This is a genomic window from Sphingobium sp. Z007 (assembly GCF_900013425.1).
Lineage (GTDB): Bacteria > Pseudomonadota > Alphaproteobacteria > Sphingomonadales > Sphingomonadaceae > Sphingobium.
Window position 1 is genome coordinate 2,940,862 of record NZ_FBXK01000005.1, and the last position, 22,859, is coordinate 2,963,720.

24 protein-coding genes are annotated in these 22,859 nt (G+C 65.6%); 13 read left to right on the forward strand and 11 right to left on the reverse strand.

Annotation, left to right across the window (positions count from 1 at the left end; translation table 11 throughout):
* Positions 1-40: 40 nt before the first annotated feature.
* Together nudC and mutY are read right to left on the reverse strand one after the other, a co-directional pair.
* On the reverse strand, positions 41-973 hold the full coding sequence (gene nudC, locus CEQ44_RS22150) for an NAD(+) diphosphatase (RefSeq protein ID WP_088184186.1): 933 nt from the start codon (positions 971-973) through the stop codon (positions 41-43).
* Positions 960-2,027: an A/G-specific adenine glycosylase gene (gene mutY, locus CEQ44_RS22155; RefSeq protein WP_088184185.1), complete on the reverse strand. Its 1,068-nt coding sequence runs from the start codon at positions 2,025-2,027 to the stop codon at positions 960-962. The genes nudC and mutY overlap by 14 nt, the downstream gene beginning before the upstream one ends.
* A 26-nt stretch (positions 2,028-2,053) precedes the next feature.
* Between mutY and CEQ44_RS22160 the strand changes: the two genes are divergently transcribed.
* The 4 genes from CEQ44_RS22160 (at position 2,054) to smc (ending at position 7,671) form a co-directional block, all read left to right on the forward strand.
* Positions 2,054-2,596 carry a DUF721 domain-containing protein gene (locus CEQ44_RS22160; RefSeq protein WP_088184184.1) on the forward strand — a complete coding sequence of 181 codons (543 nt, stop codon included), beginning with the start codon at positions 2,054-2,056 and terminating at the stop codon, positions 2,594-2,596.
* A gap of 114 nt (positions 2,597-2,710) precedes the next feature.
* The gene (locus tag CEQ44_RS22165) at positions 2,711-3,382 is read left to right on the forward strand and encodes a thioredoxin domain-containing protein (RefSeq protein ID WP_088184183.1); all 672 of its coding nucleotides are present in this window, start codon (positions 2,711-2,713) and stop codon (positions 3,380-3,382) included.
* Between the two features lie 45 nt (positions 3,383-3,427).
* Entirely contained in the window at positions 3,428-4,159 is a 732-nt protein-coding gene (locus CEQ44_RS22170; protein WP_088184239.1) for a thioredoxin domain-containing protein, read from the forward strand.
* 68 nt (positions 4,160-4,227) lie between these two features.
* Complete coding sequence (gene smc, locus CEQ44_RS22175; protein WP_088190042.1) at positions 4,228-7,671, forward strand: chromosome segregation protein SMC; 3,444 nt, start codon at positions 4,228-4,230, stop codon at positions 7,669-7,671.
* Positions 7,672-7,741: 70 nt separating this feature from the next.
* Here the strand turns inward: smc and CEQ44_RS22180 are convergent, their stop codons facing one another.
* The 6 genes from CEQ44_RS22180 to pyrE all read right to left on the reverse strand — a co-directional run bounded on the left by CEQ44_RS22180 (position 7,742) and on the right by pyrE (position 12,045).
* Positions 7,742-8,077 carry a hypothetical protein gene (locus tag CEQ44_RS22180; RefSeq protein WP_088184181.1) on the reverse strand — a complete coding sequence of 112 codons (336 nt, stop codon included), beginning with the start codon at positions 8,075-8,077 and terminating at the stop codon, positions 7,742-7,744.
* Between the two features lie 97 nt (positions 8,078-8,174).
* Positions 8,175-9,260, reverse strand: coding sequence for an AI-2E family transporter (locus CEQ44_RS22185; protein WP_088184180.1), 1,086 nt, complete (start codon positions 9,258-9,260; stop codon positions 8,175-8,177).
* Positions 9,261-9,281: 21 nt separating this feature from the next.
* Entirely contained in the window at positions 9,282-10,166 is an 885-nt protein-coding gene (gene lepB / locus CEQ44_RS22190) for a signal peptidase I (RefSeq protein ID WP_088184179.1), read from the reverse strand.
* 29 nt (positions 10,167-10,195) lie between these two features.
* Positions 10,196-10,597: a holo-ACP synthase gene (gene acpS / locus CEQ44_RS22195; protein WP_088184178.1), complete on the reverse strand. Its 402-nt coding sequence runs from the start codon at positions 10,595-10,597 to the stop codon at positions 10,196-10,198.
* Positions 10,598-10,730: 133 nt separating this feature from the next.
* On the reverse strand, positions 10,731-11,459 hold the full coding sequence (locus CEQ44_RS22200) for a pyridoxine 5'-phosphate synthase (RefSeq protein ID WP_088184177.1): 729 nt from the start codon (positions 11,457-11,459) through the stop codon (positions 10,731-10,733).
* Between the two features lie 4 nt (positions 11,460-11,463).
* Positions 11,464-12,045, reverse strand: a complete 582-nt coding sequence (gene pyrE / locus CEQ44_RS22205; protein WP_088184176.1) for an orotate phosphoribosyltransferase — start codon at positions 12,043-12,045, stop codon at positions 11,464-11,466.
* Between the two features lie 285 nt (positions 12,046-12,330).
* Here pyrE and coxB point away from each other — a divergent pair, with 285 nt between their 5' ends.
* From coxB to CEQ44_RS22245, 9 genes are all read left to right on the forward strand, one after another.
* Positions 12,331-13,386, forward strand: coding sequence for a cytochrome c oxidase subunit II (gene coxB / locus CEQ44_RS22210; RefSeq protein ID WP_088184174.1), 1,056 nt, complete (start codon positions 12,331-12,333; stop codon positions 13,384-13,386).
* Between the two features lie 15 nt (positions 13,387-13,401).
* Positions 13,402-15,084, forward strand: a complete 1,683-nt coding sequence (gene ctaD, locus CEQ44_RS22215; protein WP_088184173.1) for a cytochrome c oxidase subunit I — start codon at positions 13,402-13,404, stop codon at positions 15,082-15,084.
* A 100-nt stretch (positions 15,085-15,184) separates the two neighbouring features.
* Positions 15,185-16,093, forward strand: coding sequence for a heme o synthase (locus CEQ44_RS22220; RefSeq protein WP_088184172.1), 909 nt, complete (start codon positions 15,185-15,187; stop codon positions 16,091-16,093).
* Positions 16,090-16,218 carry a hypothetical protein gene (locus tag CEQ44_RS25180; RefSeq protein ID WP_254913851.1) on the forward strand — a complete coding sequence of 43 codons (129 nt, stop codon included), beginning with the start codon at positions 16,090-16,092 and terminating at the stop codon, positions 16,216-16,218. The genes CEQ44_RS22220 and CEQ44_RS25180 overlap by 4 nt, the downstream gene beginning before the upstream one ends.
* A complete protein-coding gene (locus CEQ44_RS22225) occupies positions 16,218-16,793 on the forward strand; it encodes a cytochrome c oxidase assembly protein (RefSeq protein ID WP_088184171.1) in 576 nt (191 codons plus the stop codon). Before CEQ44_RS25180 ends, CEQ44_RS22225 begins: the two co-directional genes overlap by 1 nt.
* Positions 16,794-16,835: 42 nt before the next feature.
* Positions 16,836-17,666, forward strand: a complete 831-nt coding sequence (locus CEQ44_RS22230) for a cytochrome c oxidase subunit 3 (protein WP_088184170.1) — start codon at positions 16,836-16,838, stop codon at positions 17,664-17,666.
* Between the two features lie 87 nt (positions 17,667-17,753).
* Positions 17,754-18,413 (forward strand): SURF1 family protein, encoded by a 660-nt coding sequence (locus CEQ44_RS22235; RefSeq protein ID WP_088184238.1) that lies wholly within the window; start codon positions 17,754-17,756, stop codon positions 18,411-18,413.
* A 44-nt stretch (positions 18,414-18,457) separates the two neighbouring features.
* Positions 18,458-19,858 carry a threonine synthase gene (thrC, locus tag CEQ44_RS22240; protein WP_088184169.1) on the forward strand — a complete coding sequence of 467 codons (1,401 nt, stop codon included), beginning with the start codon at positions 18,458-18,460 and terminating at the stop codon, positions 19,856-19,858.
* A gap of 140 nt (positions 19,859-19,998) precedes the next feature.
* Positions 19,999-20,868: a class I SAM-dependent methyltransferase gene (locus CEQ44_RS22245; protein WP_088184168.1), complete on the forward strand. Its 870-nt coding sequence runs from the start codon at positions 19,999-20,001 to the stop codon at positions 20,866-20,868.
* A gap of 16 nt (positions 20,869-20,884) precedes the next feature.
* On the opposite strand, the gene CEQ44_RS22250 is transcribed toward CEQ44_RS22245, so the two are convergent.
* The 3 genes from CEQ44_RS22250 to rnd are packed head-to-tail and all read right to left on the reverse strand — an operon-like array spanning position 20,885 to position 22,773.
* Positions 20,885-21,268, reverse strand: coding sequence for a DUF4440 domain-containing protein (locus CEQ44_RS22250; RefSeq protein ID WP_088184167.1), 384 nt, complete (start codon positions 21,266-21,268; stop codon positions 20,885-20,887).
* Positions 21,269-21,296: 28 nt separating this feature from the next.
* Complete coding sequence (locus CEQ44_RS22255; RefSeq protein ID WP_088184166.1) at positions 21,297-21,596, reverse strand: I78 family peptidase inhibitor; 300 nt, start codon at positions 21,594-21,596, stop codon at positions 21,297-21,299.
* Positions 21,597-21,606: 10 nt separating this feature from the next.
* Positions 21,607-22,773 (reverse strand): ribonuclease D, encoded by a 1,167-nt coding sequence (gene rnd, locus CEQ44_RS22260; protein WP_088184165.1) that lies wholly within the window; start codon positions 22,771-22,773, stop codon positions 21,607-21,609.
* Positions 22,774-22,859 lie beyond the last annotated feature (86 nt).

A 22,859-nucleotide genomic window follows, 5' to 3' on the forward strand; every position in this document is an offset into this window, starting at 1 on the left:
GAAAATGGTCCTGAAATTCACGAAGGGAAGGGCATCGGCCTTACGCGCTTGCGTCGGCGCTAACAAGGCTGGGGGGAGCAACGGCCGCCAGCCAATGGTCGAGCAAGTGCCAGGCGACCGCCATCGTCGGCGGAGCAAGGAAGGGAGCATCGGGATCGCCCGCCATCGCCGCACGCGCCTGATCCGCGTCGCACCAAAAGGCGTCCTCTATCTCGGTCGGGTCGAGCGTCAGCGCGTCGTCCAGCGCCTCGCCGATGCAGGCGATCATCAGCGAGGAGGGGAAAGGCCAGGGCTGGCTCATCACATAGCGGACATTATGTACCCGCACGCCTGCTTCCTCGAACAATTCGCGCGCCACCGCTTCCTCGATCGTCTCGCCTGGTTCGACGAAGCCCGCCAACGCCGAATAGCGGCCTTGTGGCCAGGCATGCTGGCGGCCCAGCAATATGCGTCCGCGATGTTCGGCCAGCATGATGACGACCGGGTCGGTGCGCGGGAAATGCTCGGCGGCGCAGCTGTCGCACTTGCGCGACCAGCCGGCCTTGGCGGGCTGAGTCGTCCCGCCGCAGACCGAACAATGGCGATGGCGGGCGTGCCAATGGACCAAGCTGCGCGCGGTGCCATAGAGCGCGACCTCCTCTGTCGGAACCAGCCCGGCGATCGCACGGCTACGCGGCGTGGGGACAAGATTGGGGCCAAGGTCCGTGACCAGCCGGGCAAAGATCGGCCGCTTGCCCGGATCGATGCCCAGCAGCAGATGATCCTCGACCCGCGCGCGCGGCTCCAGCGGCTCCAGCAACAGATGGCCGTCCACCTCGACCGGTTCCAGCCCGTCCAGCACCAGCAGCCGCGCGGCCGGATCGGCGAACGTCTCGGCCAGCAATGCCGGGTTGGTGCGGATATGGTCCACCCGGTCCAGATTGCCCCCGGCAAAGCCCGGCACGGGTTTCTTCGCTGGATCAGTTCCGTGCATCTGCCTGCCTTTCTTTCCTCACCGCGTCCGCCGCTCGCGCGAATAATGTCGGCAACCCCGCCGCGTCGATGCGGTCGATGGGCCACCATTCGCCCGCGCCTTCCGGCGTCATGTCCGCCCCCACATGGGCATGGTGGATGTGCAGCGCTAGAGAGAAATGGGTGAAGACATGCGCCACAGCTGTCTCGATCGTCGTCCAGAGGGCGGCTACCGGGGGCGTCGGGTCGGGCGCATCGCCCCAGTCTGAACTGGGCAGCGCCCGCATCCCGCCCAGCAACCCCTTGTCCGGGCGGCGCACCAGCCAGACATGGCCGTCGCGCTCGATCCACCAGGCGTGACCGTTACGGTGCGGCTTGGCCTTCTTCGCCGCCTTGACGGGATAAGCCGCAGGATCGGCGGTCAAAACCGCGGCGCAATCCTCCCGCAGCGGGCAGATGCCGCAGGCGGGGTTGCGCGCCGTGCAGATGGTCGCGCCCAGATCCATCATCGCCTGCGCGAAATCCCCGGCGCGCGCGTCCGGCGTGATGCTGTCGGCCGCCGCGCGTATCTCCGGCCGGGCGGCGGGCAGGGGCGTCGCTATCGCAAACAGCCGCGCCACCACCCGCTCGACATTGGCGTCCACCACCACGGCGCGCTGACCAAAGGCGATCGCCGCGACGGCCGCCGCGGTATAGGCGCCCACCCCGGGCAAGGCGCGCAGCCCGTCCTCCGTATCGGGGAAAACCCCGCCATGGTCGCGCGCCACCGCCCGCGCGCAGGCCAGCAGGTTGCGCGCGCGGGCATAATAGCCCAGCCCCGCCCAGGCGGCCATCAGGTCCGCATCCTCGCTCGCCGCCAGATCCTGAACCGTGGGCCAGCGCGCCAGGAATTTCGCATAATAGGGGCCGACCGCCGCCACCGTGGTCTGTTGCAGCATCACTTCGGACAGCCACACCCGGTAGGGATCGGCGGCATTGCTGCCCGGCGGCGCGCGCCACGGCAGCCGCCGGGCATGGACGTCATAATGGGCAAGCAGGTCGCTTGCGATTTTTGTGGCTCTACCCTCGACGCGCATGGCGACCCTATGCCATGTAGCGGGCCATGACGGAACGCCCGGCCCCCCCGAAATATAAGAGTCGCAAAATCCCGGCAGAAGACCGGCCGCGCGTGGGCGCGCCGCGCGCTATCGCGGACCTGATGCCCGACATCGGCCGCGCCGCTTTCCGCAAATTCGGCTTCGTCCAGTCCAGCATCGTCACTCGCTGGGCGGAGATTGTCGGCGCGCATTATGCCGGCATTTCCGCGCCCGAATCGATTCGCTTCCCGGTGGGGCAGAAGGCCGGCGGCACGCTCCAACTGACGGTCATGAGCGGCCATGGCCCGATGGTGCAGCACATGCTGCCCGATATCGTCGAACGGGTGAACCGCTTCTTCGGTTATGCCGCCGTGACGAAGGTTGCGATCCGGCAGGGCGACATCAGGCCGGTCGCGGCCGAACGCCGCCCGCCGCCCCGCAACTTGAAGCCCATTCCGGTCGAACTGGGCGATTCGCTGCGTGACATTGGCGATCCCGAATTGCGCGCCGTGCTCGAATCGCTGGCGCAGGGGCTTGCCAACAGCAGCGGATTGCCGAAGATCAACTGAAGCGATTGACTTGGAAATCGCGCTAAAAAATCTGAGCGATTGACTTGGAAATCGCGCCAAGGAAACGACCACATTCGGCTGTGGTTCAGCCAAGCCCTATTACGGACGCGCCACATGAAGAAACTGCTCCTGCCGCTTGCCCTGCTAGCCGTTCCCGCCGCGCTGATCGCCGCGCCCGCCGCCAACTGGGTGAGCCGGGTCGTCCTCTCGCCGATTGGCGGCCATGCCATGGGCAATCCCAATGCGCCGACCAAGCTGGTCGAATATGTCAGCTACACCTGTTCGCACTGCGCCCATTTCGTGGACGAAGCGAGCGGCCCGCTCAAGAGCGACTATGTGAAGGGCGGCAAGGTCAGCGTCGAGGTCCGCAACGCCGTGCGCGACCGATATGACCTGACCGCCGCTTTGCTCGCCCGCTGCGGCGGCCCGGCCCGCTTCATGGGCAATCACGAGGCTTTGTTCGCCAACCAGACCGCCTGGATGCCGCAGATCGAAGCCTATGATGCGGCGACGACGCAGAAGCCTGCGGACCAGACCGCGGCGATGCGCGACATCGGGCGGAAGACCGGCCTCTATACGCTGATGGCCAAGCGCGGCTTCACCGATGCGCAACTCGACGCCTGCGTCGCCAATCCCCGGTCGATGAAGCAGATTCTCGCCATGACCGACGACGCCTGGAACAAGGTGAAGATCGGCGGCACGCCCGGCTTTATCGTCAACGGCACGTTGGTCAAGGGATCGACCTGGTCCATTCTCCAGGCTGCATTGCCCCCCGCCGCGCGCTGATCTAAAACCCCCTTCATACCGCCAGTCATCGGAGCCTTGCCCGTCGTGAAAGCCGTTTCCGCTCTTGCCCTCATCGCGCTCAGCCTGACCCTCGCCGCCTGCGGCAAGGGCGAGGAGGGCGCCAAGCCCAGCGGCGATCCCGTCGCCGCCGTCTCCGCCCCGGCCGGGACCAGTTGGTCGCAAACCGTCGCCCAGACGCCCGAAGGCTATTATCTGATGGGCAATCCGTCGGCCAAGATCAAACTGGTCGAATATGGCTCCTACACTTGCAGCCATTGCAAGGATTTCACCGCCGAAGCGTCGGAGGAAATCAAGAAGATCGTCGATACCGGCAAGATGAGCTTCGAATTCCGCACCTATGTCCGCGATCCGATCGACCTCACCACCGCGCTGCTGGCGCAATGCGGCGGCAAGGACATTTATTATCCGTTGTCGGAGCAGTTCTTCGCCAATCAGGCGGCGATGTTCGAAAAGGTGCAGGGTAACGAAGCCGCCTTCCAGGGCGTGGACAAACTGCCTCCGGCGCAGCGCCCCGGCGCGATCGCGCAGATTGCGGGGCTTGTCGAATTTGCCCAGCAACGCGGCATTTCCGCCGATCAGGCCAAACAGTGCCTGGCCGACACGGGCGCCGCCGAACGGCTCGCCAAGGGCGTAGAGGCGGCCAACAGCCAATATCAGATCAGCGGCACGCCCAGCTTCCTCATCAACGGCGTGCTGGTGGACAATGTCGCCAACTGGGCCTCGCTCCAGCCTAAGCTCAAGGAAGCGGGCCTCTGATTGCGCCAGCGGGGGCTGCCATCGACGCTTAGCAAGGCCGGGGCGGCACGCTGCCCCGGTGCGACCCCGTGCAGATAAAGCGGCTCAAACTCTCCGGCTTCAAGAGCTTCGTCGATGCAACCGAGCTGCGGATCGAGCCGGGCCTGACCGGCATCGTCGGCCCCAATGGCTGCGGCAAGTCCAACCTGCTCGAAGCCATTCGCTGGGTCATGGGCGAATCCAGCGCAAAATCCATGCGCGGCGGCGGCATGGAGGATGTGATCTTTGCGGGCACCGCTACCCGCCCGCAGCGCGACTTTGCCGAAGTCTCGCTGCTCACCATCCAGGAACAGGGCGAACTGTTCAACGCCGTCGATGTCGGCGCGGACGGCGAGCTGGAGGTCACCCGCCGGATCGAGCGCGGCGCGGGCAGCGCCTATCGTGCCAATGGCCGCGACGTGCGCGCCAAGGACGTGTCGCTGGTCTTCGCCGACGCCGCCACTGGCCCGCACAGCCCTGCGCTGGTCAGCCAGGGCCGAATCGCCGCCGTCATCGCCGCCCGCCCGCAGGAGCGGCGCGCCATGCTGGAAGAAGCGGCGGGCATCGCCGGCCTGCATGTCCGGCGCAAGGACGCGGAACAGAAATTGCGTGCGGCGGAGGCCAATCTCGCCCGGCTGGACGAAATCTTGCTCGACATGGATGCGCGCGCCAATGCGCTGCGTCGGCAGGCCCGCGCTGCCGAACGCTATATCCGCCTGTCCGATCAGATCCGCGTCGCCGAAGGCCGCACCCTCTTTGCCCGCTGGCGTGAGGCCAATGCCAGCGCCGAAGCCGCCCGCGCCGAAGCGAAGCAGGCCGACGCCGCCGTCTCCGCTGCGCAAGAGGGGCAGCTTGCCGCCGCCGCTTATGCCCAGGCCGCCATCGCCCTGTTGGCCGATCGCCGCGCCGCCGCCCAGAGCGCGCGCGACGACGCCAATGAGGCGGGCCATCGCCTCGCCGCGCTGCGCACCGAGCGCGAGGCGGTGGTTCGCCGCCTCGTAGACCTGGCCCAGCAAGCGTCGCGTCTGGAGGAGGATCGCGCGCGCGAAGGCACGCTCGCCAATGACGCCGCCGATGCGATCGCGCGACTGACCGCCGAGATCGCGACGCTGAAAGCGCGCATCGCCGAGACGGACAAGCTGCGCCCGGCCTTCGCCGCCCGCATCGCCGCGGCGGAGGACGCTGCGCGCACCGCCGAACTCGAACTGGCGCGGGCGATGGCCACCCAAGCGGCCGAACAGGCCGAACTGCGCGTCGCCGAAGCCGCGCTGGCCGCCGCGCGCACCCGCCTCGACCGGGCGGAGCGAGAGGTGACGCGCCTTGCCGCCGAAGCCGCTGCCCTGCCGGACGCTACCCCACTGGAGGCGCAGCGCGCCACGGCATTGGACGATCAGGACCGGGCGAAGGCCGATCGCGATGCCGCCGAAGGGTCGATCCAGGCCGCCGACACCGACCGCCAGTCCGCCGCCGAAGCGCGCGCCGCGTCGGAGGCTGCTCTGTCCTCCGCCCGCGCCGCCCTTGCCGCGCTCGACAGCGAGGCGGCGGCGCTCAAACGGGCCGTCGATAGCGGCGCAAGCAACCGATCGCGCGCGCTCGACCAATTGAAGGCCGCGCCCGGCTATGAACGCGCGCTCGCCGCCGCGCTGGGCGACGATCTGGAGGCGCCGGTCGGTTCCGACGGCAAGCGCCGCTGGGCCGGCGCCGATACGTTGCCCGGCGATCCTGTGCTCCCCGCCGGGGCCACTGCTCTGGCCGCCCATGTCACCGCGCCCGCCGCACTGGCCCGCCGTCTGGCCCAGATCGCGGTGGCGGGCCAGGATGCGGGCCAGCCCCTCGCCGTCGGCCAGCGTCTCGTCACCCATGACGGCCAGTTGCGCCGCTGGGACGGCTATGTCGCGCTGGAAGGCGGCGCGGCGGCCGCGGAACGACTGATCCGCCTCAACCGGCTGGACGCCATCGCCGCAGCCCGCCCCGCGCTCCACACCGATGTGGAAAGCGCCGCCGCCGCGCAGGATGTCGCCAAGACGCGCGAACAGGCCGCCGCCCAGGCGCTGGCCCAGGGGCGTACCAACCTGTCGCAGGCCGATCAACGCCTGCGCGCCGCGCTGCGCGCCGCCGACGAGGCGACCACTGCGCTCGAACGGCTGGCCGGGCGACGTGAAGGCATAGAGGAAAGACTGGACGAAGCGCAGCGCGACCGCGCCGCTGCGCAGGTCGAGCATGAAAAGGCGCAGGAGGCCCGCGCCGCCGTGCCGGACGGCGCGGAGACGCGCGCGCTGGTCGCCGCGCTGTCGCAGGCCAGCGACAAGGCCCGCGGAGCCGTAAGCCAGTTGCAGGCCGATCAGGCGCTCGCCGACCGCGCTTTGTCCAGCGACCGCGAGCGGCAGGCGGCGGCTGATGCGGAGATCAGGGGCTGGCGCGCCCGCGCCGGCGAAGCAGCCAAGCGCATCGCCGCCATGGTCGCCCGCGCCGAAGAGATCGGGACCGAGCGTAGCGCGATCGAAGCGCAGCCCGACTCGCTCGCCGACGCGATCGCTGCGCTCAGTGATCAGGGATCGGCCCTGACCGACGCGGCCGACCAGGCTCGTCGCGCCGAAGTGGAGGCGGACGCCGCTCTGCGCGCCGCCGAAGGCCGCGCTGCCCAGGCGGGGGAGACGCTCGCCGCCGCTCGCGAGGCGCGCGCCACCGCCGTCGCCCGCGCCGAAGCCGCCGACGAACGGCGAGTCGAAACCAACCGCCTGTCGGGCGAACGGTTCGAATGTCCGCCGCCGCTACTGCCCGAAAAACTGGACTTCGCCAGCGCCGACGTGCGGCTGGCCCAGACTGAACTGGCCGATCATGACCGCTTCCACACCGAACGCGAACGGATCGGCCCAGTCAATCTGGTCGCACGCCAAGAACTGGAAGAGATGGAGGCCGCCCAGGCGAAGAGCCGCGCCGAAAGCGAGGAACTGACCCAGGCGATCCATCGCCTGCGCGGATCGATCGGCAGTCTGAACCGCGAGGGGCGCCAGCGCCTGCTCGCCGCGTTCGAAGCAGTGGACGGCCATTTCCGCCGACTCTTCACCACGCTCTTCAATGGCGGCCAGGCGCATCTGGAACTGATCGACAGCGACGATCCGCTGGAGGCGGGGTTGGAAATCATGGCCCAGCCGCCGGGGAAGAAGCTGGCCGCGCTCACTTTGTTGTCGGGCGGGGAACAGGCGCTGACCGCCGTGGCTCTGATCTTCGGCCTGTTCCTGACGAATCCCGCGCCGATCTGCGTGCTGGACGAGGTCGATGCGCCGCTGGACGACGCCAATGTCGAGCGCTTTTGCGACCTGTTAGACGGGATGGTGGCGCAGACCAACACCCGCTATCTGATCGTCACCCACAATGCCGTCAGCATGGCGCGCATGCACCGCCTGTTCGGCGTAACGATGGTGGAACGCGGCGTCAGCCGACTCGTGTCAGTCAATCTGCAAAGCGCCGAAGCGCTGCTGGCGGCGGAATAGGTGAGATAGGGAAAATAAGTGAGATAGTGAAAAGGGGCCGATCACTCTGGCCCCTTTTTCCATGCCCGGTTCAGGCGTGACCCTGGCACACGCTCTCGTCTTCGGCGCTCAGGCCAAAGGCCAGCGCATCGGCGCTGCCGACCTTCTCTTCCCCGGCGAACAGCTTGTCGAGTCGCGCCTTGATGTCGCGGCGATAGGCGGCCGTGGCGACTGATCGGGATGCGGATACTTCAATGTCGCAGGCGATCGCGTCCTTGATCCGTTCGATCGCAGGTTCGTCCAGAACCCCGGCGCGGCGCAGCTCCTGGCAGAGTTGCAGCAGCCCCGCCGCGGTCGCATGGGCGCGCAGGCCGACATTGCTCAGGTCGAAATGCAGTTTTTTCTGTTTGTCCAACGGGATGCTCATGACGGGGTCCTCTCGAATTTTATGAGTCTATCATAACCCCAACCGCAAAACAGGCCATGCCGTTCCAAATGTGGCAGCGGCAAAGGAACGGGTACCCTTATGCCGCAGGCTCCGCGACCACCAGCGTCGGGTTCCGCGCCTTCATCGCCTTGGACCGCTCCTCCAGATAGACCTTAATCATCGCGACGATCGGATCGGCCAGGAACAGCCCCATGATGCCGAACAGCGCGCCGAACAGGATTTGCGCCGCCAGCACCAGCGCCGGGGCCAAGTCCGTGGCGCGCTTCGCCACCATCGGCACGATCAGGTAACCGTCGATGATCTGCACCACCATATAGACGCCAAAGGCATAGAGGCCGGTATCGGTCCCGCCCGAAAAACCGACCAGGATGATGAGCGCGCCGGAGATGATCGACCCGATATTGGGCAGGAAGGCGAACAGGCCGGTCAATATCCCCAGCAGGCCCGCCATCGGCACCCCGCCGGCCCACAGCAGTGCCCAAGTGCCCACGCCCTCCACCGCCATGCCGATCAGTCGCCCGAACATCAACCGGCGCAGCGTCCAGCCCATCTTGTCGGCGACGAGATAAAAATGGGCGCGCTTCTCGATCGGCAGCATCCAGGCGACGCCGCGTTCGTATAATTTGGGTTCGACCGCGATGAAGATCGCCAGCACCAGCATCATCACGCCGCTGGTGATCGCGCCGACCGCGGTGCCGACCGCGGCTGTGACCCGGCCCATGCTGCTCATCGCCTGGCCTGCAAGGCTTTTGAGGTCGGACGGCGTCGCACTGATGCCCAGTTGCTGCATCCAGCCGCCGATTCGCATCACCTGCGCCTCGACGATGGTGCGCATCGCCTGCGCCTGCGCCGCCAGACTCGATCCGGTGAGGAAGACGGTATAGGTCAGGAAGGCGACCGCGCCGAGCAGCACGATCGTCAGTCGCCAGCCGCGCGATATCGGCAGGATGCGGCCCAGCAACCGGGCACCGCCGTCCATCATCGTCGCCAGCACCAGCGCGCCCATGATGAGCATCAGCGGCTGCGCCAGCAGCACGACCAGCGCGACGGCGATGGCCAGCGCGAACCAGACGCCGGCGCGCTTCAATTCATGGCTGACGATCGGGCTGCGCACTTCGCTGGGGCCGGGTTGCTCGACATGAACTGCCTGCGCGTCGCTCAAAACCCCATGCCCCTTTTTCGGTTATTTCGCAGGAGCAACGCTCTGTGGTCGCAGGCTGTTCCCGGCCCGGCCGCTGCGCAGCGCATGGACCCAGCTCAGCGGATTCCAGGTGGCATCGCCGTCCAGGCTGAAGGTGATGAACTCCGCCCGGCCGCCGATCGCCTCCCATGGCACCGGCCCACCCAGGCCATTTTCCTCCAGCGGCGCGCGGCTGTCGGCGCTGTTGTCGCGATTGTCGCCCATCAGGAAGACATGGTCGGCCGGCACCCGCACCGGCCCATACCAGTCGAGCGCGCTCGGCCCCATGTCGATCGTCACATAGGTCTTGCCGTTGGGCAGGATTTCCTGCCGCACCGGCAGTTCGCAATAATCCTTGCCGTCCTTGCCCGTCACCAGCGCGCCGGGAAATTGCAGCGGCGGGCAGGGGGCGTTGCCATCCACCAGCAGCCGCATGGGTTTGAGCATCCTCTGCTTCACCGCCACGCCGTTCAGGATCACTTGGCCGCCGCGCACTTCGATGATGTCGCCGGGCAGGCCGATCACCCGCTTGATATAATCCTCCCGCCGGTTCTGGGGCGACACGATCACGATATCGCCGCGGTCGGGCAGGCGGCCCAGCACGCGGCCCTTCAGGAAGGGCAGGGGGTGAAAGCTGGGCGACACATAGGACCAGCCATAAGGGAATTTGCTCACCACCAGCCGATCGCCGGTCAGAAGCACCGGCATCATCGATTCGGAGGGAATGTAGAAGGGCTTGGCCACGAAACTGTGGAAGGCCAGCACCGCCAGGATCAGCAGAACGATGCTCTTGAGTTCCTGCCACCAGTTGACGGCGGAGCGCCGCGCGTCGTCCCCCTGTGGCGCATCGGAAGGAATCGTCTCTTCGGGCAGGTCGATGGCCGTCACGGGCGGGCTTTCGCTAGGGGGAGTGTTACTCACAGGGGTAAGGCTTCGATGATGACGAAGGCCTGCGCCCATGGATGATCGTCGGTCAGCGTCAGGTGAATAACCGCCTTATGCCCGGCCGGGACCAGCGATTCGAGCCGCGCCAGCGCGCCGCCGGTCAGTTTCAGCGTCGGCGCCCCTGACGGCGCATTGACCACGCCGATATCCTTCATGAACACGCCCGCCTTGAACCCGGTGCCGACCGCCTTGGAGAAGGCCTCCTTGGCCGCGAATCGCTTGGCCAGCGTGCCCGCCTTGGTGAAGGGGCGGCGGTTGCCCTTGGCCTGCTCTACATCGGTGAAGACGCGGCTCTCGAAGCGCTGGCCGAAGCGGTCGAGCGAGTTCTGGATGCGCTCGATATTGCAGAGGTCAGAGCCGAGGCCGATGATCATGACGGCCCCCCCAGGCCGTCACCCCAGCGAAGGCTGGGGTCTCGTGCCATATTCCTCAGCGCTTGCGGCCTGAGATCCTTGAGGCGAGGCACGTGACTCGCCTCAACGTCGCGGGGATGACGACCTTCGGTCGTCACCGCGCCAAATCCATCTGCCGCCGCATTTCCCGGATGCTGCCTTCCAGCCCCCCGAACAGCGCCTCGCCGATCAGGAAATGGCCGATATTAAGTTCGGCGACCTGCGGAATCGCCGCGATCGGCGCGACATTGTCGAATGTCAGGCCATGCCCCGCATGGGGTTCGATCCCGTTCTTGGCCGCCAGCGCCGCCGCGTCGGCGATCTTGCGCAGTTCGGCCGCGCGCGCCTCGCCGCTCAGATGCGCATAGGCGCCGGTATGAAATTCCACCACCGGCGCGCCCAATCGAATCGCCGCGTCGATCTGGCGCGCGTCCGCTTCGATGAACAGGCTGACGCGAATCCCCGCATCGGCCAGCACCGCGACGACGGGTTTCAGCACATCAAACTGCCCAGCCGCGTCCAGCCCGCCCTCGGTCGTGCGCTCCTCGCGCTTTTCCGGCACGATGCAGGCGGCGTGCGGGCGGTAGCGCAGGGCGATGTCCAGCATCTCCTGCGTCGCGGCCATCTCCAGATTCAATGGCACGCTCAGCGCCGCCATCAGCGTGGCGACATCTTCGTCGCGGATATGGCGCCTGTCCTCGCGCAGATGGGCGGTGATGCCATCGGCCCCGGCCTTCACCGCCAGCAGGGCGGCCTTGACGGGGTCGGGATGTTCGCCCCCCCGCGCGTTGCGGATGGTCGCCACATGGTCGATATTGACGCCAAGGCGCAGGGGGGTGGTCATAACTTCATTGCTTCCGGCTGCCGGGCTTGATCGCAGGGATGGCCGCCAGTTCGGGCGGCACCGCGTCGGCATCATAGACCGGGAAGTTGATCGACACGAGCGGGTAAAAGGGGACGCCCAGGTCCACTTCGCCGGCCGACCGATCGACCAGCGCGACTTCGCCGACGACGATGCCGCCTTCCGCCTCGACCGCTGCGATCGCCTGGCGCGACGACAGGCCGGTGGTGACGACGTCCTCGACCATCAGCACCTTCTGCCCCGGCGTGATGGTAAAGCCGCGACGCAGCTCGAACACGCCCTCCGGTCGCTCCAGAAACACCGCGTCCTTGTCCAGCGCGCGACCGACTTCATGGCCGATGATGAGGCCGCCCATCGCCGGCGATACGACCAGATCGATCTCCTGCCGCACTTCGCGGGGTAATTTCTGCACCGTGGCGCGGGCCAGTTTGCCCGCGCGGTCGGCGTTCATCAGCACGCGCGCGCATTGCAGATAATTGGCGCTACGGCGCCCGGACGACAGGATGAAATGTCCTTCGAGCAGCGCCCCCGCCGCCCGGAATTCCGCCAATACTTCCTCATCGGTCATGCCGTCATATGTCCTGTCGGGCGGGCCCGGCGCTTGTCTGCCCGGCCCGCATATCCACCAGCATGACGCGCTTTTGGCGCGCCATGATTGCGCCCCTGTGCGCGGACCAGCGAAATAGGGGGCCAAGGGGAGCGTTGCAACAGCGAAGAAAATCTGCTCCTGCGTGCTTGAGGCACGGGAAAACCATGCCTATAAGCCGCGGCAGAACCGACCGGACGAGGATCATGCGCTTGACGCGCGTCTTCGTTGCAGCGGCGCCAAGGGGTTACGGGGTAAGAAGACGCTATGAAGAAGGTGAAATCGCTCGTTCTCGCCGGGTTGTTGGCCTTAGCGCCAGCATTTGGCCTGGGCAGTCCGGCAGTTGCGCAGGACAATGCGGCCAAGGCGGCGCCAGCCATGGCGACGCCGGTCGACGCTGATCCGCGCTCGTCGGATCGTGGCGCGCCGGCCGATTCGGCCGACGTCAACGTGGCTAACGCCAGTGCCGCCGATGTGAGCGAAGCGGCGCCGGGCGCCACCGTGGCGGCGCCGCCACGGATGAAGCCGACCGAAGGCATAGGCATGCCCAAGCCGGGCGAATATACCCTGCAGGAACAGTTTACCTCGACCGGCCACACCGCGCGCTGGTTGCATGACGTGATGCTGATCCCGCTGATCTTTGCGATCTCCATCTTCGTCCTGATCCTGATGCTCTATGCGATGTGGAAATTCCGCCGCAGCGCCAACCCGATCCCGTCGAAGACCGCGCACAACACCATGATCGAAGTGATCTGGACCGTCTTGCCGGTCGTGATCCTGCTGGTCGTCGCGGTGCCCTCGATCGGGCTGCTGGCGGACCAGTATAAGCCCGCGCCCAAGGATGCTGTCGTCGTCAAGGTGACGGGCTATCAATGGTATTGGGGCTATGAATATCCCGACAACGCCATCCCCGAATTCGTCTCCAACATGCTGCCGGAAGACAAGGCGAAGGCCAATGGCGAACCCTATCTGCTTGCGCCCGATAACCGCCTCGTCCTGCCCGCCGGTCGCCCGATCAAGCTGATCATCACCGGCGCCGACGTGATCCACGCCTTCGCCGTGCCCTCGCTCTGGGTGAAGATGGACGCCGTGCCGGGCCGCCTGAACGAGAAGAGCTTCACCATCGACAAGCCGGGGGTCTATTACGGCCAATGTTCGGAACTGTGTGGCGCGCGCCACGGCTTTATGCCGATCGCGATCGAAGCGCTGCCCCCGGCCGAGTTCGACCAGTGGGTGCTCTCGCAGGGCGGCAAGCCCGCCGGCGCAGCGGCTGCTGAGAAGACGGCAGACGCCGCACCCGCCGCCGCCGACAAGAAAATCTGATCAGGGTAGGAAGCCATGACAACCATCACCGCAGATCATTATGGCGACCACGCCGACGATCATCACGATGCCGACCATAAACCGGCCTTCTTCCAGCGCTGGTTCATGTCCACCAACCATAAGGACATCGGCACCCTCTACCTGATCTTCGCGATCGTCGCGGGCATCATCGGTGGCGGCATTTCCGGCCTGATGCGCGCCGAACTCGCGCATCCGGGCATTCAGTATCTGCACACCTGGGCCATGATGATGGACGGCCCGGCGGCGACGCTGGACCAGGCCTATCACCTCTGGAACGTGCTCATCACCGCCCATGGCCTCATCATGGTCTTCTTCATGGTGATGCCCGCGATGATCGGCGGCTTTGGCAACTGGTTCGTGCCGATCATGATCGGCGCGCCGGACATGGCCTTCCCGCGGATGAACAATGTCAGCTTCTGGCTGCTCATTCCCGCCTTCGCCCTGTTGCTCGGCTCGACTTTCGTTCCCGGCGGCACCGGCAACGGCGCTGGCACCGGCTGGACGGTCTATGCCCCGCTCTCGACCAGCGGGTCTGCGGGTCCGGCCGTCGACATGGCGATCCTGTCGCTCCATATCGCGGGCGCTTCGTCGATCCTGGGTGCGATCAACTTCATCACCACCATCTTGAACATGCGCGCACCGGGCATGACCCTGCACAAAATGCCGCTGTTCGTCTGGTCGGTGCTGGTCACCGCTTTCCTGCTGCTGCTCGCGCTGCCGGTTTTGGCCGCTGCGATCACCATGTTGCTGACCGATCGTAACTTCGGCACCACTTTCTACGACGCGGCCGGTGGCGGCGATCCCGAACTCTACCAGCATCTCTTCTGGTTCTTCGGCCACCCCGAAGTCTATATCATGATTCTGCCCGGCTTCGGCATCGTCAGCCAGATCATCTCGACCTTCAGCCGCAAGCCGGTGTTTGGCTATCTCGGCATGGCCTATGCCATGGTCGCGATCGGCGTCGTCGGCTTCGTCGTCTGGGCGCACCATATGTTCACCACCGGCATGTCGGTGAATGTGAAGATGTACTTCACCGCCGCGACGATGGTCATCGCCGTCCCCACGGGCATCAAGATCTTCTCCTGGATCGCGACGATCTGGGGCGGATCGATCAGCTTCAAGACGCCCATGGTCTGGGCGCTGGGCTTCATCTTCCTCTTCACCGTGGGCGGCGTCACCGGCGTCGTGCTGGCGAACGGCGGCGTGGACGACGTGCTGCACGACACCTATTATGTCGTGGCGCACTTCCACTACGTCCTCTCGTTGGGTGCGGTGTTCGGCCTGTTCGCCGGCTTCTACTACTGGTTCCCGAAAATGTCGGGCAAGATGTATAACGAGTTCCTCGGCCACCTGCACTTCTGGGTGTTCTTCGCCGGCGTGAACCTCTTGTTCTTCCCGATGCACTTCCTCGGCCTGTCGGGCATGCCGCGTCGCTACCCCGACTATCCCGCCGCGTTCGAAAAGTGGAACACGCTCGCCAGCCATGGCTATGAGATCATGGCCGTCGGCATGCTGATCTTCTTCGTCAATCTGATCTGGTCGCTGGCGGCCGGCAAGAAGGCGATCGGCAATCCCTGGGGCGAAGGCGCGACGACGCTGGAATGGACCCTGTCCAGCCCGCCGCCCTACCACCAGTTCGAAACTCTCCCGGTAATCGACGACAATGCCCATCATTGATGGCATGATCGACTGACGAAGCCGGGGCGGATAGGATGTCCGCCCCGGTGGCATTTTGCTCCGTGCGCCGTGATGGATCGCGACGGAGCCGGAACCTGACATGACAAGCGTGACCTTCGACCAAGCCCTTCTTCCCGCCCACTGGCGCGATTTTGTCGCGCTGACCAAGCCGCGCGTGATGACGCTGGTCGTGTTCACCGGCCTGTGCGGCCTGCTCGCCGCGCCGGGCCATATCCACCCGATCCTGGCCTTCACCGCGATATTGTGCATCGCCATCGGCGCGGGCGCCGCCGCCGCGCTCAACCAATGGTATGAAGCCGACATCGACGCCAAGATGAAGCGCACCGCCAACCGCCCGCTGCCTGCTGGCCGGATGGACCGGCAATCGGCGCTGCATTTCGGTGTCGGCCTCTCCTTCTTCTCGGTGATCCTGCTGGGCATGGCCACCAACTGGCTCGCCGCCGCGGTTCTGCTCGTCTCTATCCTCTATTATGTCCTGATCTACACCGTCTGGCTCAAGCCCCGCACGGTGCAGAATATCGTCATCGGCGGCGCCGCGGGCGCCTTCCCGCCGGTGATCGGCTGGGCCGCGGTGACGGGCGATATCGGCGCGCTGCCGGTCGCTCTGTTCCTGCTCACTTTCTTCTGGACGCCGCCGCATTTCTGGGCGCTCGCTCTGTTCGTGAAGACCGATTATGCGGCCGCGGGCATCCCGATGCTCCCCGTCGTGTCCGGCGAAGTCGTTACCCGCCGCCAGATCTGGGGCTATACTGCGATCATGTCTGTGGCCGCTATGGCGCCCGTGCTGCTGCAACTGACAGGCCTCGTTTATGGCGTCACCGCGCTGCTGGGCACGGCGCTCTTCGCCTTCTTCGCTTTTCAGGTCTATCGCCGCCGCGAAAGTGATCCGGCGCGGATGCAGCCCGAACGGCGCTTGTTCAAATATTCGATCTTCTATCTCTTCCTGCTGTTCGGGGCGGTGGTCGTTGACCGCTGGCTGCTCGCATGACGCCCGAAGAGAATGACAAGATCCGCGCCCGGCAGAAGTCGCGCGCGCTGGTGATGGGCCTGCTGCTGGGCGCACTCGTGCTGCTCTTCTACGGCATCACTATCGCGAAGATGGGCGGCAACTGATGGCGACCCTGCCGCCTTCTCCGTTCGATCGCGATCGCCGCAACCGCCGCACGCTGGTCGCCATGGCGACGGTGGGGCTGGCGATGCTGGGGCTAGGCTTCGCGTCCGTGCCCCTCTACCGCATCTTCTGCGAACAAACCGGGTTCGGCGGCACGACCATGCGGGCCGACGCCAATGTGCAGGTGCAGGCGGCCACGGGCCACACCATGTCCATCCGCTTCGATTCCAATGTCCAGCCCGGCATGCCCTGGCAATTCTACCCCGAACATCGCACCGACACGGTCACGATCGGGCGCAAGGACATGGCGATCTTCATTGCCAAGAACATGTCGGACAAGCCGGTGACCGGCACAGCCAGCTTCAACGTCACGCCGACCCAGGCGGGCGCCTATTTCACCAAGATTCAGTGTTTCTGCTTTACTCAGCAGACGCTTCAGCCCGGCGAGGAAGTCCGCATGCCGGTGCTCTATTTTGTCGATCCGAAGATTTTGCAGGACAGCGACAACAAGGACACGCAGCAAATTACCTTGAGCTATACCTTCTACCCTGTTGAGCAGGACAAGAAGCCAAGCTAAGGCAAGCATCAGATAACGCGAACCGCGAACAGGGAAGAGACGATGGCAGGCGCCAAGAACCACGATTATCATATCCTTCCGCCCAGCATCTGGCCGCTCTTCGGCTCCATGTCGGCGCTGGTCATGGCGTTTGGCGCGATCATGTGGATGCATCCCGACGCGATGCCCGCCGGGGGCGGCTGGGTGTTCCTGCTCGGCATGGCTGGCCTGTTGTTCACCTTCTATAGCTGGTGGGCCAATGTCATCGCCGAAGCCCATGCCGGCGATCATACCCCGGTGGTGCAACTGCACCTGCGCTACGGGATGATCCTGTTCATCGCGTCGGAAGTCATGTTCTTTGTCGGCTGGTTCTGGGCCTTTTTCGACTTCTCGCTCTTCCCCAGCGCGCTCGCGCCGATCGAAGGGATGTTCCCGTCCAAGGGCATAGAGGTCATGAACGCGTTCGAGCTGCCTTTGCTCAATACGCTCATCCTGCTCTGTTCGGGCACCACCGTCACCTGGGCGCATCATGCGCTGATCCATGGCGACCGCGACGGCCTGAAAAAAGGCCTGTGGTGCACCATCCTGCTCGGCCTGCTGTTCTCGTCGATCCAGGCCTATGAATATGCCCATGCGCCCTTCCCGTTCGGCGGATCGCCCTACAGCTCGGGCTTCTACATGGCGACCGGCTTCCACGGCTTCCACGTCATCGTCGGCACGATCTTCCTGATCGTCAATCTGGTGCGCGTCTATAAAGGGCACTTCACCCCGCGCCAGCATTTCGGCTTCGAAGCCGCCGCCTGGTACTGGCATTTCGTCGACGTGGTGTGGCTGTTCCTCTTCGTCGCCATCTATGTCTGGGGCGGCTGGGGTGCGCCGATCCACGCCGGCTGAGGCTCTAAGCCGAACCTGAGATCATTGCGGCCGGGGCAGATGCTCCGGCCGTTTTCTTTTGGATCGACGCCCGCTACCAAGGATGCCATGACCGACCAGCCCAAATCCGTCTCCGCGCCCGCCCGCATCCCGCTGATCGCCACGATAGTCGTTGTGCTGGCGGTGCTATCGATGATTGCGCTGGGCGTCTGGCAGCTCCAGCGTCGCGGCGAAAAGGAACAGGCGCTCAGCCTAGCCGCCGCCAACCCCAGCCGGCCGTCCGTAGCCTTCCCCATGCTCCCGCCGGTAGCCTCCGACATCCTATTCCGCCCCTCGTCGGTTCACTGCCTGCGCGTGGTGGGTTGGCGAATCGAGGCAGGCCGCGCCGCCGACGGATCGACCGGCTATCGCCATATCGCGGAATGTTCGACTGGCGCGGAAGGGCCGGGCGCGCTGGTCGCGATCGGCGTGGGGCAAAAGCCCGACGATAAGCCGAACTGGACCGGCGGGCAGGTTAGTGGATGGATATCCGAAGAGCCGGACCACCGCGCCCTCCTGTCGCGCATCGGCGGAAAAGCCATGCCGCTGCGCCCCATGCTGATCGCGCGGGAAGCACCCGCTGGCCTCAAACCCGCAGCCCCGCCCAGCGCCGCCGACGTGCCCAACAACCATCTGGCCTATGCCATGCAATGGTTCTTCTTCGCCGCGGTGGCGGTCATCATCTACATATTGGCGCTGCGCCGCCGCAACGCGCCGAAACGCTCCTAATCGCTTGCTCCGCGACGCGCGGGCCGCTACCGCGCTTTCCCATTATGCAATATCAAAGCACCAGGGGAAGCGCGCCTGCGCTGGGTTTCGAGGATGTGACGCTGGCTGGCCTGGCGTCCGATGGCGGCCTGTATCTGCCGACCAGCTGGCCCAGCTTCTCGATCGACCAGATTCGTGGCTTGGCGGGCTTGTCCTATGTCGAAACCGCTGTCCGGGTGATGACGCCGTTCGTCGCAGGATCGCTCACCGAAGACGAATTGCGCGATCTGTGCACCACCGCCTATGGGCGCTTCAGCCACCAAGCCGTGACCCCGCTGGTCCAGCTCGATCATCAGCATTGGCTTCTCGAACTCTTCCATGGCCCGACGCTGGCCTTCAAGGACGTTGCCCTTCAGCTGCTCGGCCAGCTGTTCGAACGCTTCCTGTCGCGCCGTGACGATCACCTCACCATCGTCGGCGCAACGTCAGGCGATACCGGCTCTGCGGCGATCGACGCGGTGGCAGGCCGCGAGAAGATCGACATCTTCATGCTGCACCCGGAAGGTCGGGTGTCGGACGTGCAGCGCCGCCAGATGACCACCGTGCTGGCCCCCAACGTCTATAATATCGCGATCGACGGCAGCTTCGACGATGCGCAGGCGCTGGTGAAGGCGATGTTCAACGACGCCGCCTTCAAGAGCCGCTTCAACCTCTCGGCCGTCAACAGCATCAACTGGGCGCGGCTGATGGCGCAGGTCGTCTATTATTTCTACGCTGCCGTGCGCCTGGGCGCGCCGGAACGGGAAGTCGCCTTCTCCGTTCCCACCGGCAATTTCGGCGACGTGTTCGCCGGCTATGTCGCCGCGAAGATGGGCCTGCCGGTCGCCAAGCTGATCGTTGCCACTAACGTCAACGACATCCTCCACCGCGCTTTGGCCGACGGTGATTATAGCCAGGGGCAGGTGGTAGCCACCGCCACGCCCAGCATGGATATCCAGGTCAGCTCCAATTTCGAGCGGCTGCTGTTCGACGCAGGCGGTCGCGATGGCGTGGCGCTGGCTGACCAGATGCGGGGCTTCGAAAGCAGCAAGGCGATGCGCCTCACCAACGCTCAGCGCGAAGGCGCGGCGCATCTGTTCCGTTCCGCGCGCGTCGATGCCGATGGCATGACCATGGCGATGCGCTGGGCCTATGACGGGGCGGGCCAGATACTAGACCCGCACAGCGCTATTGGCCTTGCGGCCGCGCGCGAAGCGGGCATTGACGCCGACATCCCGGTCGTCACCTTGGCCACCGCCCACCCCGCCAAATTCCGCGACGCCGTGGAGCGCGCCACCGGCACCCGCCCGCCGCTTCCTGCGCGCGTGGGCGACCTGTTCGCGCGCGAGGAAAGTTACGCCAAGCTGCCCGGCACGTTCGAAGCAGTCACCGCCTACATCGCCGAACGCGCGACGCCGCGCGGCTGATCGGCCTATATATTTGCCGTTCGTGCTGAGTAGGGACTGAGCTTGTCGAAGTCCCGTATCGAAGCATAAAGCGCGACCTGCCCTTCGATACGCTGCTTCGACTTAGCTCAGCAGCTACTCAGGGCGAACGGAGGGATGGAATGGAACTGAAGACCCTCATCGGCGAACCCTGGTCCGATTACGGCCTGCTCGACAGCGGCGACGGGCGGAAGCTGGAACGCTATGGCCGCTTCCGCTTCATCCGCCCCGAACCGCAGGCGATGTGGAAGCCCGCGACGACTGACTGGCGCGCCGACGGCGAATTCATTCCCGGATCGGACGAGGATGGCGGCGGCCGCTGGTATTATGAAAAGCCGGTCCCGGCCGAAGGCTGGCCGCTGCACTGGCGCGAAGTCACGTTCCAGTCCAGTTGCACGCCCTTCCGTCACCTTGGCTTCTTCCCCGACATGGCGCCGATCTGGGACGATTTGCGCGCCACCTATGCCGATAAGCCGGACGCCGAAGTCATGAACCTGTTCGGCTATACCGGCGTCGGCACGCTGGCGCTGTCGGCCGGCGGCGCGCGCATGGTCCATGTCGACGCGTCGAAGAAATCGGTGGCGCAGGCCCGCGCCAATGCCGCGCTTTCGGGGATGGACGACAGGCCGGTGCGCTGGATAGTGGAAGACGCCGCCAAATTCGTCGCCCGCGAAGTCCGCCGCAATCGCCGCTATGACGGCATATTGCTCGACCCGCCCAAATATGGCCGTGGTCCCGATGGCGAAGTATGGCGGCTGGAAGAAGACCTGCCCGGCCTGATCGCCAATTGTCGCGCGCTGCTGGACGCCGACAGCCGCTTCCTGTTCTTGACCGTCTATGCCGTGCGCATGTCGGCCCTAGCGATCGGCGAATTGCTGCGCCAGGCTTTCGCAGACCTGCCCGGCACGGTCGAGGCAGGCGAACTGGCCGTGCGGGAGGAAGCGCGCGGCATCGCCCTGCCGACGGCGATCTGGGCGCGCTGGAAGCGCTAAGCCGCGTGCGTATGGCTCAGGCCAGCGTCAGGTAGATTTCCGCCTCGATCACCGATTGTCCGCCGACCATGCGCCATTTGGCGCTATAACTGCCCGATGCCTGGGCGACGCTATCCACGACCCCCTGCCAGACGCCATGCTCCATCGCGATCGGTTCCACGGGCGACGCGATGATCCTTTCGGGCGTGCGGGTGTAGATCATGCGCGCCTTGGCCGCGAACTCGCGCTTCCACGCCATCAACTGCGCCTTGCGCCCGGCAATGACGGCACTGTCAGTGCCCGTGACCATCACGACATCCATCGCCAGCAGCGGCCCGATGGCGGCTAAATCCGCGTCGGCGAGCGCCCGATTGAACGCGGCGCGCCGCAAACGGATGGCAAGGTCGGCGGTGGCGGTCATCTCCAGATGAAACTCTCGGTCGGTTTGCTCACCCGCACCGCGCGGACGTAATCGCCATCGCCGTATCATAGCTGACCGTCAGCCGATCGGCGCGATAATCCATCGTCATCGCCATGCCGGGGCTACCCCAGCGCAACGTCTTCGCGCTCGACGCCTTGAGCAGCGCCGCGCCGACATCGGCGCTTGCCTTCTGCCCGACAAAGCGATCCAGTCCGTCATTCTTGCACGGACCCTCGGCAGCGGTGGGCGACGTCGCCGGTCCCGGCCCGTCCGCCCTGGCGCAAGCGGCCAAGGACATCACCATCAGGGTCGCCACTATCGCCCGCATCGCCCTTCTCCTATTCCGTGCGCGTCATCTTCAACCGGCCGTTCTTGACCGCAAAGGCCATGCGGCCTTCGACCAGGTCAACCGCGTCGCGGCCAAATTGTTCATAACGCCAGCCTTCCAGGATGGAGAGACCCTCACGCACGCCCGCCGCCAGCGCATCGATATCGTCGGTGCGCGCGATCAGCCGTGACGCGACATTGATGTCGCGCGACCGGATTTTCAGCAGCAGCTTGAGCAAGTCCGCCACCAGCGCGCCGTCCTTGCCCAGCCCCGGCCGCTTGGGATCGCGCTCCGGCATCTCGTCCTTGCCCAGCGGCTGGTGGTTGGCCAGCGCGCTCATCAACCGCGCGCCGATATCATTGGTCCGCCAGGTCGCGCTCAGACCCCGGACCTTGCCCAGGTCGTCCTGGGTGCGCGGCGGATGGCTGGCGATGTCGGCCAGCGTCTCGTCCTTCACGATGCGACCGCGCGGCAGATTCTTGTCCTGCGCCTCGATCTCGCGCCAGGCGGCCAGCGCCTTCAACCGGCCCAGCACGTCCGCCTTCTTGCTGGCGATGCGCACGCGCTGCCACGCCTGCTGCGGATCGTTTTCATAATGGGACGGGTCGCTGATCCGCTCCATCTCCTGGTCCAGCCAGTCGCCGCGCCCGGTCTTGCGCAATTCTTCCAGCATCTTGGGGAATATCTGGATCAGATAGGTGACGTCGCCGATCGCATAGTCGATCTGCCGCTTGTCCAGCGGCCGCCGCGCCCAATCGGTAAAGCGCGCGCCCTTGTCCAGCACCACGCCCATCCAGGCCTCGACCAGATTGCCGTACCCGATCTGCTCGCCCAGCCCCAGCGCCATCGCCGCGATCTGCGTATCGAACATGGGGTGCGGCGTCTTACCGGTCAGATTGTGGACGATCTCGATATCCTGCCCGCCGGCATGAAATACCTTCAGAACATCCTCATTCTCGCACATCAAATCGAGCAGGGGTTTCAAGTCGATCCCCGGCGCCTTGGGGTCGATCGCGGCGGCCTCATGGGGGTCGGCGACCTGGACCAGGCAGAGTTCGGGCCAATAGCTGTTTTCCCGCATGAACTCGGTATCGACGGCGATATAGGGCGATTTGGCGATGCGGGCGCAGAAATCGGAAAGCGTCTTGCTGTCGGTAATCAGCGGATGAATTTGCATATGGTCTTCGATCTTATTATGGGCTGGCCCGCGTCCGGCGGACTGGTCAATGTTTGACAGGACTGGCCATAGCGGGACTGCAACAC